This window comes from Pseudoalteromonas sp. MMG007, assembly GCF_018100985.1.
Lineage (GTDB): Bacteria > Pseudomonadota > Gammaproteobacteria > Enterobacterales > Alteromonadaceae > Pseudoalteromonas.
The window spans coordinates 125,675-138,270 of sequence record NZ_JAGJEI010000006.1 but is presented as its reverse complement, the minus strand read 5'-3'; the positions used below and the strand labels follow the sequence as shown (position 1 = coordinate 138,270).

General features: G+C 41.1%; 12 protein-coding genes. All 12 read right to left on the bottom strand.

The window, feature by feature from the left end; genetic code table 11:
* Positions 1–74 precede the first annotated feature (74 nt).
* The 12 genes from J8L71_RS09720 to prlC all read right to left on the bottom strand — a co-directional run bounded on the left by J8L71_RS09720 (position 75) and on the right by prlC (position 12,467).
* The gene (locus J8L71_RS09720; protein WP_211000364.1) at positions 75–1,502 is read right to left on the bottom strand and encodes an NAD-dependent succinate-semialdehyde dehydrogenase; all 1,428 of its coding nucleotides are present in this window, start codon (positions 1,500–1,502) and stop codon (positions 75–77) included.
* 377 nt (positions 1,503–1,879) lie between these two features.
* A complete protein-coding gene (gene fdx / locus J8L71_RS09715) occupies positions 1,880–2,218 on the bottom strand; it encodes an ISC system 2Fe-2S type ferredoxin (RefSeq protein WP_058547557.1) in 339 nt (112 codons plus the stop codon).
* Positions 2,219–2,229: 11 nt separating this feature from the next.
* Positions 2,230–4,092, bottom strand: a complete 1,863-nt coding sequence (gene hscA / locus J8L71_RS09710) for a Fe-S protein assembly chaperone HscA (RefSeq protein ID WP_211000363.1) — start codon at positions 4,090–4,092, stop codon at positions 2,230–2,232.
* Between the two features lie 41 nt (positions 4,093–4,133).
* A complete protein-coding gene (hscB, locus tag J8L71_RS09705) occupies positions 4,134–4,661 on the bottom strand; it encodes a co-chaperone HscB (protein WP_058547559.1) in 528 nt (175 codons plus the stop codon).
* Between the two features lie 81 nt (positions 4,662–4,742).
* Positions 4,743–5,066 (bottom strand): iron-sulfur cluster assembly protein IscA, encoded by a 324-nt coding sequence (gene iscA / locus J8L71_RS09700; RefSeq protein ID WP_006791976.1) that lies wholly within the window; start codon positions 5,064–5,066, stop codon positions 4,743–4,745.
* A 9-nt stretch (positions 5,067–5,075) separates the two neighbouring features.
* A complete protein-coding gene (gene iscU / locus J8L71_RS09695; RefSeq protein WP_138682518.1) occupies positions 5,076–5,459 on the bottom strand; it encodes a Fe-S cluster assembly scaffold IscU in 384 nt (127 codons plus the stop codon).
* Between the two features lie 42 nt (positions 5,460–5,501).
* On the bottom strand, positions 5,502–6,719 hold the full coding sequence (locus J8L71_RS09690) for an IscS subfamily cysteine desulfurase (protein WP_058547561.1): 1,218 nt from the start codon (positions 6,717–6,719) through the stop codon (positions 5,502–5,504).
* A 24-nt stretch (positions 6,720–6,743) separates the two neighbouring features.
* Entirely contained in the window at positions 6,744–7,235 is a 492-nt protein-coding gene (iscR, locus tag J8L71_RS09685) for a Fe-S cluster assembly transcriptional regulator IscR (RefSeq protein ID WP_058547562.1), read from the bottom strand.
* Between the two features lie 231 nt (positions 7,236–7,466).
* Complete coding sequence (gene trmJ / locus J8L71_RS09680; protein WP_058547563.1) at positions 7,467–8,192, bottom strand: tRNA (cytosine(32)/uridine(32)-2'-O)-methyltransferase TrmJ; 726 nt, start codon at positions 8,190–8,192, stop codon at positions 7,467–7,469.
* A gap of 103 nt (positions 8,193–8,295) precedes the next feature.
* Positions 8,296–9,051, bottom strand: a complete 756-nt coding sequence (locus J8L71_RS09675; RefSeq protein ID WP_211000362.1) for a class I SAM-dependent methyltransferase — start codon at positions 9,049–9,051, stop codon at positions 8,296–8,298.
* 50 nt (positions 9,052–9,101) lie between these two features.
* Positions 9,102–10,280 (bottom strand): response regulator, encoded by a 1,179-nt coding sequence (locus J8L71_RS09670; RefSeq protein ID WP_211000361.1) that lies wholly within the window; start codon positions 10,278–10,280, stop codon positions 9,102–9,104.
* Positions 10,281–10,415: 135 nt separating this feature from the next.
* On the bottom strand, positions 10,416–12,467 hold the full coding sequence (prlC, locus tag J8L71_RS09665) for an oligopeptidase A (protein ID WP_211000360.1): 2,052 nt from the start codon (positions 12,465–12,467) through the stop codon (positions 10,416–10,418).
* Between the last annotated feature and the right edge of the window lie 129 nt (positions 12,468–12,596).

Here is a 12,596-nt window from a genome sequence, read left to right as displayed (position 1 = left end):
AAAGGGAAAGTTCATCTTTATGCCACACTTATGCAGTAAACTTAAATGTAACGAAACCCACCTATGTGATGTAACTAAATTTTTATACAAACGTATTTTTCTTCAAGATATTCATCAAGCCCCTGATGCCCACCTTCGCGCCCAAGGCCTGATTGCTTAACACCACCAAAAGGGGCGACAGGATTTGAGATAACTCCTTCATTAACACCTACCATGCCAAACTCGAGCCCTTCGCTTACACGATAAACTTGCTTAATGTTCTGGCTATAAAAGTACGCAGCTAACCCATAAGGTACATCATTAGCTAATGCGAGCACTTCACTCTCTTCATCAAAAGGAATAACCGTTAATACCGGGCCAAATACTTCTTCATGGTAAATATCCATCTCAGTGGTTACGTTAGTGACGATTAATGGGTTTTGGAAACTACCACCCAAATCGCTATTATTGCCAATTAAATCGGCTCCTTTATCAAGGGCATCTTGAACAAGCTGCTGTACTTTATCTTTCGCTTTTGGGTAAATAAGCGGACCAATATCAACACCCTCTTCAAAACCATTTGCCACTTTAAGTGCTGCCACTTTAGGGGCAACTTTAGAAAGCACTTTATCAATAATACTACGCTGGATAAAAATTCGATTTGCCGCAACACACGCTTGCCCACTATTTCTAAATTTAGCTGCCATGAGGCCTTCAATTGCTTCATCTATATCGGCATTATCAAAAATAATAAACGGTGCATTGCCGCCAAGTTCCATAGAGGTGCGTTTAATTGTATCTGCACATTGCGAAAGCAACTGCTTACCTACCCCTGTTGAGCCAGTAAACGTAAATTTGCGCACAACGTCTGAGTCTGTGAGCATTTTGCCTACTGTTTTTGAATCTTGTGAGACAAGTACATTAAAAGCACCTTTTACAAAGCCCGCTTGATCAGCAAGGTATGCTAATGCGATGGCGCAAAGAGGTGTATGCTCTGAAGGCTTTAATATAAAACTACAACCTGCAGCATAAGCAGGGGCAACTTTACGCGTCACCATTGCAACAGGGAAGTTCCATGGCGTAATACCCGCTACAACCCCTACAGGTTGTTTAAAGCTGGTTAAACGGTGGTTATTGTCGGTAGGTGGGATCACATCGCCGTAACTACGCTTTGCTTCTTCAGCAAACCATTTAATAAATCCAGCACCGTAGTCTATTTCACCAAGTGACTCTTTAAGTGGTTTACCTTGCTCTTTAGTCATCAGCTCTGCAAGTGTTTGCTTGTGCTTTATAACTAGCTCATACCAGCGCATCAGCGTTTCACTACGCTCAGTAGCATTCGTTGACTTTAACTTTACAAAAGCGCCTTGTGCGGCAGTTATAGCGCTATTTACACCCTGCTCGTCTATGTCACTTACTTCTACAATACTTTTGTCGGTAGCGGGATCGTCAACGCTAAAGCTCTGGTTGGTTTTATAAAATTCACCATTAATAAACGAGTCAGAAAAAATTAGATTACTCAAAATAAACCTCCAAAATTACGTTTTAAGGTGTTAGCTTTTAATGCGCGGCATAGAGCCAAGGCTAACTCTTTACGACTATAAAATAACCTACGAGCTTTGCTCGTCACGCCAGCAAGCTGTGCGTCTACAAGTTTGGTGTAAAAGTGTTTTGATATACTGTAGACGTTGAGCTTGCTCACGTGAGAAGCACAGCTTCTATATTCAAAACCTAGAGCAAAAACACACAACGCAAGCAAGCTTCGCGTCTACAAAATAACTTACGAGCTTTGCTTAAAAACGCGACGTAAAGTCGCTGCTACGTGCTCACACACCTCTTAAAAACAAAAAAGCCGCTGTATCAAACAGCGGCTTTTAATAGATTAGTTGTTAATTAAAAACTAGTGCTCTTCATTAACGATATTGAGATTGTACTTTGGTATTTCAACCACTAAGTCTTCATCTCTAATAATTGCTTGGCAACCTAGGCGCGATTCAGACTCTAAGCCCCATGCTTTATCTAGCATATCGTCTTCTAGTTCATCACTTTCTTCAAGTGAGTCAAAGCCTTCGCGAATGACTAAATGGCACGTTGTACATGCACACGATTTTTCACATGCATGTGGAATACTAATGCCATTTTTTAGTGCTGCATCAAGTACGGTTTGGCCAGCAGGTGCTTCAATTGCTGCACCGTCAGGACACAACTCCGGATGTGGAAGAAAAATAACTTGTGGCATTCTAATCTCTCTTAAATATTGTCTACTGACTGCCCTGTAAGGGCCTTTTTAATTGATGCGTCCATTCTGCGTGATGCAAATTCACTGCTCGCATTATCAACTTTTTCAATCGCTGCTTTAATATCACTTGGCTGTTGTGCAGTTTCGCGCACTTTAGCAAGCTCTGCAATCTCGGCTTTTAGATTAGCTAATTGCACTTCATCTAATAAGTTTGCGTCTACAGCAAGCGATGCTTCTAATGCTTCAATAACTCGCAGTGCTTCTACTTGCTGCTCTTTTAGCATACGCGCTTGCATATCGTCTTTAGCATTACTCATCGACTCTTTTAGCATACTAGCTACTTGGTCATCAGATAAACCAAACGAAGGCTTAACTTGAATATCGGCTTGAACACCTGTTGATTTTTCCATTGCCGAAACACTTAATAAGCCATCAGCATCTACTTTAAAAGTAACCCGAATGTGCGCAGCGCCGGCTGCCATTGGTGGAATGCCTTTTAAGCTAAATTTAGCAAGCGAGCGGCAATCATCAACGAGTTCACGTTCACCTTGCAGCACATGTAAAGACATGGCCGTTTGACCATCTTTAAACGTAGTAAATTCTTGAGCACGCGCTACCGGAATTGTAGTATTTCGCGGAATAATTTTCTCAACTAAGCCGCCCATAGTTTCAAGACCAAGCGACAAAGGTAATACATCAAGCAATAACATGTCAGAATCTGGCTTGTTACCAATTAGTACGTCTGCTTGAAGTGCAGCACCCAATGCAACCACCCGATCCGGATCGATTGAAGTAAGTGGCTCTTTATCAAAAAAGCTTTGTACTTGGCTGCGTACAAGTGGCATGCGTGTAGAACCGCCAACCATAATAACTTGCAACACTTCTTCGTTTTCTATGCCTGCGTCTTTTACTGCACGACGACATGAACGAAGCGTTTTTTTCACAAGAGGTATTGCTAGTTCATCAAACTTTTCGCGCGTTACTTCTACTGTGTATTTTTGCTCATCAAACTCAAGCACTACATTTACTTTTGCATACTGGCTTAGCGCTTCTTTGCAGGCTTTTGCTTTATTAATAAATAAACGTAATACCGATGGAGATAACACCGATACACCTGTTTGCTGCTTAAAGTAGTCAACGAGTAGTGAATCAAAATCGTCACCACCTAGGCTTGAATCACCGCCAGTAGCCATAACTTCAAACACACCTTGGTGCAAACGAAGTATCGATATATCAAATGTACCGCCACCCAAATCGTAAACAGCAATAATACCTTCTTGGCCAGAATCTAAGCCGTAAGCTACCGCTGCCGCTGTAGGTTCATTTAATAAACGTAATACGTTGATACCGGCAAGTTCTGCAGCATCTTTAGTACTTTGGCGCTGAGCGTCATCAAAGTACGCAGGAACTGTAATAACAGCTCCTAAAATTTCTTGGTTACCAAAGCTTTTTTCAGCGCGGGCTTTTAATGCCCCTAAAATATGGCTAGACGCTTTAACCGGGCTGATTTTTCCAGCCTCTGTTTGAATCGCTAAAGTGCCATTGTCTTCGCAAAAGTCATAAGGTAACTGGCCATAACTTTGCTCAATTTCAGCTTGAGTTTTACCTAAAAAACGTTTTACTGAAATAAGCGTATTAGCAGGGTCTTGTGTTGCAGCTTGTACTGCATCTGCGCCCACTGTAATACCGCCAGCCTGATAACGCACAACCGATGGTAACATCGCTGCGCCTAACTCATCAGTTAATGTACGGGCTTCACCGCTTTGTACTGTAGCCACTAGTGAGTTAGTGGTTCCTAGGTCAATACCGACTGCTAGTTTGTGCTCATGTGGTGCCGCGCTCTGCCCCGGCTCAGCAATTTGCAATAATGCCATAATACTCTTTAAACTCGTGTTGCTTGCTGTTTAGCAAGTAATTAATCGTCGAATAAACTGTCTTCAATGCGCTCAAGTTCGTCACGTAATTTATAAACAAACTTTAGTTTACGAATATTATCTGCCGCAAGCTGATACTGCTGCTCATTGTTACTCGCCAGCTGCTCGGCCAATTGTGCGCTGTATTGCTCATTTAACTGTTTTATTTGCTTTTCAAAATTGGCAATAGCGGTATCGGGATCGCTTGCAGATGAAAGCTCTTCAAGCTCTTCTCGTAATTCCATTTGTTGCATTAAGAACATAGGATCTTGCAGCGTTTGCTGCTCTGCACGAATATCAACACCTAACTCACTGAGCATATACTCAGCACGTTTTACTGGGTGCTTTAAAGTTTGTAGCGCATCGTTAATTTCAGCAGCGCTTTGTACAGCCATTAACTTATCGCGGGCGCTCGCATTTGCGTGGCGATCAGGGTGCACAGTACGTTGTAGCTCTAAGTAGTGCTTATTAATCGTTGCTAAATCTATATTGTAATCAACGGGAACTGCAAATAACTCAAAATAACGCATAACTTCAACCAATATAATTCACAAATAATAAAGCCCTACAATTACTGGCAGGGCTTATAAATACTACAAAGGTAGTTGAGCTTAAACGGTAAAGCTTTCGCCACAACCACACTCATCAGCTTGATTAGGGTTATTAAATTTAAACCCTTCATTTAAGCCTTCTTTAGTGTAATCTAGCTCTGTGCCATCAATGTAAACAAGGCTTTTAGCGTCAACAATTAAGGTAACACCTTTAGCTGCAAATGTTTCATCGTCTTCGTTTAGCTCGTCAACAAACTCAAGTACATAAGCAAGACCTGAACAGCCCGTCGTTTTAATGCCAACGCGCAGGCCTAAACCTTTACCGCGGTTTGCTAAAAATGATTGTACGCGGTTTGCTGCCGCATCTGTCAATGTCACTGCCATGAATTTCTCTTAGTTCGCTTGTTTGCTTTTGTAATCTGCAATTGCTGCTTGAATTGCGTCTTCGGCTAAAATTGAGCAGTGAATTTTCACTGGCGGTAATTCAAGCTCTGCACTGATATCAGTGTTTTTAATTGTTGCAGCTTCGTCTAACGTTTTACCCTTAACCCACTCTGTTACAAGTGAAGATGAAGCTATTGCGCTACCACAACCGTATGTTTTAAATTTTGCATCTTCAATAACGCCTTCAGACGATACTTTAATTTGCAATTTCATTACGTCACCACATGCTGGTGCGCCAACCATACCCGTTGCCACTGACGGATCGTTTTTATCAAGAACACCTACGTTACGTGGGTTTTCTACGTGGTCGATTACTTTATCACTATAAGCCATAATTCTTTCCTCATTACCTGCTACGGTACGTGCTCACTCGTATTAGTGGTGAGCCCATTCAACTGAATCTAAATCAATACCTTCTTGATGCATTTCCCATAAAGGAGACATTTCACGTAGGCGACCGATAGAGTTTTTCATTAATTCAACGGTGTAATCAATCTCTTCTTCTGTAGTGAAGCGACCAATACTAAAACGAATTGAGCTATGTGCTAATTCGTCGTTACGGCCAAGCGCACGTAGTACGTAAGAAGGCTCTAAACTTGCAGATGTACACGCAGAACCTGACGATACTGCAATATCTTTAACCGCCATAAGCAACGACTCACCTTCAACAAAGTTAAAGCTGATGTTTACAATACCTGGTACTGACTGATCTTGTGCGCCGTTAAAGTAAACCTCGTCCATATCAGCCATAATGCCGTCAATTAGACGCTTACGTAATGCACTGATATGTGCGTGATCTTTTTCAAAATCTTGTTTTGCAATTCTAAATGCTGCACCCATACCCACTAATTGGTGAGTAGCTAGTGTGCCAGAGCGCATACCACGTTCATGGCCGCCACCGTGCATTTGAGCTTCAAGGCGAGCACGTGGTTTACGACGAACGTAAAGTGCACCAACACCTTTAGGGCCATATACTTTATGACCAGAGAACGACATAAAATCAACTTTAAGTTGTTGTACGTCGATTAATACTTTACCTGCACTTTGCGCTGCATCTACGTGGAACATAATTTTACGTTCACGGCACATTTCGCCAATTGTGTTGATGTCTTGAATTACACCTAGCTCGTTATTTACATGCATAATGCTTACAAGCACGGTGTCTTCACGCATTGTGTCTTCAAGCTTTTTAAGATCTAATAGGCCGTTTTCTTCAACGTCCATATAAGTAACATCAAAACCTTGGCGCTCTAGTTCACGACATGTATCGATTACAGCTTTGTGCTCAGTTTTAGCGGTAATAACGTGCTTACCTTTCTTTTTGTAAAACTGTGCAGCACCTTTAATTGCAAGGTTGTTTGATTCTGTAGCACCCGATGTGAAAACAATTTCACGTGGGTCTGCATTGATTAGATCAGCAATATCTGTACGCGCTTGATCAACCACTTCTTCAGCTTGCCAACCAAAACGGTGCGAACGTGACGCAGGATTACCAAAATTACCGTCCATTGTAAGGCATTGCATCATTTCTTTTGCAACACGCTCATCAACAGGCGTGGTAGCTGCGTAATCTAAATAAATCGGTAACTTCATTTCTCTCTCCGCTGCGGGTCAACCTTAAAGTTGACAGCTTACTTGAATGTTTTCCAACTGCTTAATTGCATTGTTGATACTGTTATCTTGGCGCGATGCGATTTCTTTCACATCTGATTTTTCCACCAATTCAGCAAGGGTAATATTATTCAAAAATTCTTCTATACGCGCACTTAAATCAGACCATAAGTTATGAGTTAAGCAACGCATACCACTCTGACAGCCGGTATCGGCACCTTGACAACGTGTTGCGTCTACCGATTCGTCTACGGCGCTAATTACATCGCCAACTGAAATTGCATTCGCTTCTCGTCCTAGTAAATAACCACCACCAGGTCCACGAACAGAACTTACTAGGCCATTTTTACGTAAACGAGCAAATAATTGTTCAAGGTAAGACAAAGAAATCTCTTGTCTTTGTGAAATATCAGCAAGGGCTACAGGACCTACACTTGCATGTAGTGCAACATCCAGCATAGCTGTAACGGCGTATCTGCCTTTTGATGTTAACTTCATAACGCCCCCTGCACAAAAGAGTGCAAATTTTAATTACCAGAGTAAAATAGTCAAGTATTATAACTTGATAAAAATTTGATTAAACCTACAGTGCTTGTTGCTGAGTAGGCTAACAAACTTTCAATACTTGACCTGTTTGGTCAGGTATTACAGACATTGTAATTACCTGAGTATTTTAGTCAAGTATTAGCTACCTATTTAACCGTGGTTTTTATAACCAATAGCTATACCTTACTTAGGAATAGACTTATTAATAGATGTTAGAATACCGCGTAAAATATTCATTTCGGCATCTTCAGGGCGAGCACGGTTAAACAAACGGCGTAACTTAGTCATCACAAGGCCTGGATGTTGTTTAATGATGAAGCCTGTTTTAAAAAGCGTGTCTTCAAGGTGATCATAAAATAGCTCTGTTTGTTTTGAGCTTGGATAAACAGCATCGTCTTCTTCAACCTTTGCAGGCTGTTGGTTTAAAAATGCCATACGCGTTTCGTAGCTCAGTGTTTGTACTGCCATTGCTAAATTAAGCGAGCTGTATTGTGGGTTTGCAGGAATACATACATGGTAATTACAAAGTTGAAGCTCTTCGTTTGTTAAGCCACTATTCTCACGGCCAAATACAAGCGCTACTGGGCCATTTACAGCCTCAGCGACCAGCTTTTCACCACATTCACGAGGCTCAACCATAGGCCAAGATAGCGTACGTGAGCGTGCACTTGTGCCAATTGTTAACGCACAATCAGCAATAGCATCTGCTACCGTATCAACAATAACCGCGTTACCTAAAACATCTGTAGCACCGGCTGCAAGTGCGCTTGCATGGCTATCTACTTCACAGGCAGGATCAACTAAATAAAGTTTTGATAAACCCATGGTTTTCATGGCGCGAGCCGCAGAACCAATATTGCCTGAGTGTGAGGTATTTACTAAAACGATGCGAATATCATCTAAGATCATTGCTGTGCTACTTAACTATGCCAAAAAATTGCGCGAATTCTAACATGAAACCCACATAAGATCCTAGATCCTTAAGGCCGATCAGCTAACGTAATAGCAGCCTTTAAACCATGGCCGCTTTTACATAAACGTCAAAACGATTCTTTTTGGTTTTAATTTGCATGCTTGGGGTTTTGTTATTTAAAAACGGTGCGTAATCAGGGCGTTTTACTACAACGCGCTTACTGGCAAGTGGATAGGCAAAATCGAGTAAATCATCCGCGTCGGTATCTGCACCAACAAGCTCTTGAAATACACGCATTTCCTTTTTTACTAGCGCTGATTTTTCACGGTGTGGGAACATAGGATCTAAATACACTACATCAGGCATACTTTCGCATTGCTCAAGTAATGTATGGCTTGAGCCAAATATAAGGCTCATATTTTGTTGCATCCAAGGGCCTATTTCAATGTCGTCGTAGGCACGCTGCAAACCATCATACAATAAAGCAGCTACTACAGGGTGGCGCTCGTGTAATATTACTTTGCAGCCTAGTGAGGCAAGTACAAAGCCATCTCGACCAAGGCCTGCGGTCGCATCAAGCACAACGGGAGTTGCCCCCTTATTTAGCCCAACTGCTTTAGCTATTGATTGGCCTTTGCCACCACCAAATTTACGCCTGTGGGCCACTGCGCCTGTTACAAAGTCTACATTAATGGCGCCTAATTTTGGCTCATCAGTTTTTAAAAGGCTCAACCCTTTATCGTCGTAATGTAAGCTAAAGCCGCTGCAACTTTGTGCCCATTGGGCTAAGTTAAAACGCGTTTCTAGCTCATTTAAATATGGGCGCAACTCTTTAAAAGCACACTGAATAACCACTTTACACTCCGACGATAAAATACGCCTTCAGTATAACAAGCGTTAACGCCCTAAAATAGCTCTATATCATTATGATGATTAATATTTTGCTGTGCGGCTTCGGCTTTGCTTCGTAAATTTGCAAGCAGCTCGTTACGGCTTTCTGTTACTTGTTTGAGTTGGTACTTAATAAATGCCAAATCACTATTTGCTGAAGCAAATAACTGCATGGTTTCATTTAGTTGAGACAGATAGAGCGTTAAATCAGCACGATTGGCCTGTTCTTTTTGCTGCTTTACAGCACAATCAAGCTCATGTAGCTGCTCTATAAATACTTTAGCGGTGGTGTTTTGCGCAACATTTTGACTATTTAATTGTTTAACAATATCTTGCAGTGCGGTGCTTATTTGAGCCGCCTGCTCATAACTACTTTCGCTTCTTTCCATAGTTACGACCTTCTCGTTTGTAACCTCTAAAATATGCGGGAATAAATCTTTAAATCGCCCATATAGCACGCTGTTTTCTATTGGCATATTTTTTATGAGTAAAGAAACTTTTGGGTAATTAATAATTGTACTACTGCCAATATCTACAAAACGCTTTGAGTGTCGGTGCTGCTCAAGCAGTTCCTGCTCAAGCGGACATACACCACTTTGCTGACTATAAAAAATACCTTGGCTTTTGTACCAAAAGACAACCACCACATCTAAATCTAATGGTGTGAAAAATGCTAAAAAATACTCACTTAATGTTTGAAAATTATTAGCATGATAACTTTGCCCAACGTAACGCATTATGCGTCCCATATCACCAGATTCAGCCATCGCCATTTCAGCTGTTTTATTTGCTTTTTCTATATCAAGTTTTAGTCTTGCACATTGCTGCCTGTATTCGTAGAGCACTTTTATACGCGCTGTCAATTCTTCTGCATTAAAAGGTTTTGTAATGTAATCGGATGCGCCTAAACTGTAACCTTTAACACGATCACTTAGCTCAACTTTTGAAGAAAGAAACATGACAGGAATATCTTTAGTACTTTCGTTTTGCTTGAGAGTTTTACATACATCGTAGCCAGAGAGACCCGGCATTTCTATATCGAGTAATATAATATCAGGGTTGTACTTAGTAGTGAGACGTAATCCTTCATCGCCATCCTCAGCATGTATTACTTTGCAAAACCCAGCTAAAGATTCTTCAACTATATGATGAACATACTTATCGTCATCAATTGCCAGCACCAACTTTGTCATGCCTTAGTCCATTTAAAAAGGTATGTTAAAAGCATAGTACGGGAAGATAAAATTACTAAAAATTATTAATTAAAATATAAAAACAAAAAAAAGCGCCATTAAGGCGCTTTAGTAAGAATAAGAAATAAAGTTGCCTTAAGCCGCTATACCGCTGTGACGAAGTAATGCGTCAACACTTGGCTCTCGACCGCGAAACTTTTTGAACAGTTCCATAGGTTCTTCACTACCGCCTTTTTCTAAAATATTTTGCATAAAGGCTTGGCCTGTTTCTGCGTTAAAAATGCCCTCTTCTTCAAATTTAGAAAATGCATCCGCTGAAAGTACTTCTGCCCATTTATATGAGTAGTAACCCGCGCTGTAACCACCTGCGAATATGTGGCTAAAACCATGCTGAAAACGATTAAACTCCGGCGGTTTAACTACTGAGGTACGGCTACGCACATCATCTAATACCGCTTGAATTTGGCACTGCTCACCCGCTTTGTAATCGTTATGGATTTTAAAGTCGAATAACGAAAACTCAATTTGACGTAGCATTTGCATGCCTGAGTTATAATTTTTAGCAGCTAGTAGCTTATCTAATAACTCTTTAGGTAGTGGCTCTCCAGTCTCATAATGCCCTGAAATAAAGCTTAGTGCTTCTTCGTCATAACACCAGTTTTCTAAAAACTGACTAGGAAGCTCTACTGCATCCCATGCAACACCATTAATACCCGCTACAGGCGCTGCATCAACTTGAGTCAACATGTGATGGATACCATGACCAAATTCATGGAACAAAGTAGTTACTTCATCATGTGTAAATAGCGCAGGTTTGTCACCTACGGCTTTATTAAAGTTACACACTAAATATGCAACAGGTGTTTGTAGCTCGCCATTAGCGCGCACTTTACGCCCCATGCAGTCGTCCATCCACGCTCCACCGCGTTTACGGTCACGTGCATATAAATCTAAGTAAAAACGACCACGTAATGTATTACTGCTGTCATAAATTTCGAAAAAGCGAACATCGCAGTGGTAACTATCAAAGTCGTTAACTTCTTTTACGGTAATTCCAAATAAACGGTTAACGGTTTCAAATAACCCGCTAAGCACTTTATTTGCAGGGAAGTACGGACGTAGTACTTCATCTGAAATAGCGTATTTTTCTTGTTTTAATTTTTCGCTGTAGTAGCCGAAATCCCATGCTTGAAGCTCAGATATACCATGCTTTTGCTCAGCATAGGCTTTTAGCTCTGCGACTTCTTGCTCTGCTTGTGGCTTCGATTTAGCTGCTAAATCTTCTAAAAAGGAAAACACTTGCTCTGGAGATTCAGCCATTTTAGTTGCAAGGGATTTCTCGGCATAACTGCTAAATCCTAATAACTGGGCAAGCTCATGACGAAGCGCAAGCTCCTCACTCATAATTACTGAGTTATCGTATTCCCCGGCATTAGGACCTTGATCCGATGCGCGTGTACAAAATGCGGTGTAGGTTTCTCTGCGTAATTCACGATCATCTGCGTAAGTCATTACTGGCAAATACGATGGGAAGTCGAGCGTGAATACCCAACCATCTAAATCTTTACTTTTTGCTGTTTCGCTTGCAAGCGCTAATGCTGACTCTGGTAAGCCCGCTAATTGGCTTTCGTCGGTAATGTGTTTTTGCCATGCAAGTGTTGCATCCATAACATTATTGCCAAATTTAGAAGCCAGTTCAGATAAACGTACGCTAATTTCGCCATAGCGTTTTTGATCGTCATCGCCAAGTGCTATACCTGAGAGCTTAAAGTCACGAAGTGCATTGGTAATTGTTTTTTGCTGAGCAGTCGTTAGCGTTTTAAATTCGTCGCTATTATAAAGCGCGTTATAGGCCTCATATAAACCTTGGTGTTGCCCTACAAATGTTGAATACTCAGATATAAGAGGTAAACACTGCTCGTATGCTTGACGTAACTCATCGTTATTCATAACAGAATTTAAATGCGAAACCGGAGAGAACATGCGTGATAATTTATCGTCGGCTTCTTCTAAAGGTAATACTAAATCATCCCACGTGTACGAGCCTTTCGCTAGTACATCGTCAATGGCTTTGCGGCTTTGTTCAATGCCGTGCTTTAGTGCTGGTACTACATACTCCGGCTTTATTTTTGAAAATGGTGGTAAGCCTTCAAGGCCAATGAGTGGGTTAATTTGTAATTCGCTCATGAATTCTCTCAATTTAATTGACTATGAATTTGAAGTTGGGGCAAAACAATGAAATACAAGCCTCCATTGATAGGTCTAATATAGGTTACGATAAAACTGATCGTCATATTAAAGAATTTCGTTTGTTGT

What these genes read in the sequence shown, in the direction of transcription:
- iscA (WP_006791976.1), bottom strand. Translation starts at nt 5,066, where the DNA reads ATGGCAGTGACATTGACAGATGCGGCAGCAAACCGCGTACAATCATTT.
- hscA (WP_211000363.1), bottom strand. Translation starts at nt 4,092, where the DNA reads ATGGCATTATTGCAAATTGCTGAGCCGGGGCAGAGCGCGGCACCACAT.
- J8L71_RS09670 (WP_211000361.1), bottom strand. Translation starts at nt 10,280, where the DNA reads ATGACAAAGTTGGTGCTGGCAATTGATGACGATAAGTATGTTCATCAT.
- iscU (WP_138682518.1), bottom strand. Translation starts at nt 5,459, where the DNA reads ATGGCTTATAGTGATAAAGTAATCGACCACGTAGAAAACCCACGTAAC.
- fdx (WP_058547557.1), bottom strand. Translation starts at nt 2,218, where the DNA reads ATGCCACAAGTTATTTTTCTTCCACATCCGGAGTTGTGTCCTGACGGT.
- J8L71_RS09690 (WP_058547561.1), bottom strand. Translation starts at nt 6,719, where the DNA reads ATGAAGTTACCGATTTATTTAGATTACGCAGCTACCACGCCTGTTGAT.
- iscR (WP_058547562.1), bottom strand. Translation starts at nt 7,235, where the DNA reads ATGAAGTTAACATCAAAAGGCAGATACGCCGTTACAGCTATGCTGGAT.
- trmJ (WP_058547563.1), bottom strand. Translation starts at nt 8,192, where the DNA reads ATGATCTTAGATGATATTCGCATCGTTTTAGTAAATACCTCACACTCA.
- hscB (WP_058547559.1), bottom strand. Translation starts at nt 4,661, where the DNA reads ATGCGTTATTTTGAGTTATTTGCAGTTCCCGTTGATTACAATATAGAT.
- prlC (WP_211000360.1), bottom strand. Translation starts at nt 12,467, where the DNA reads ATGAGCGAATTACAAATTAACCCACTCATTGGCCTTGAAGGCTTACCA.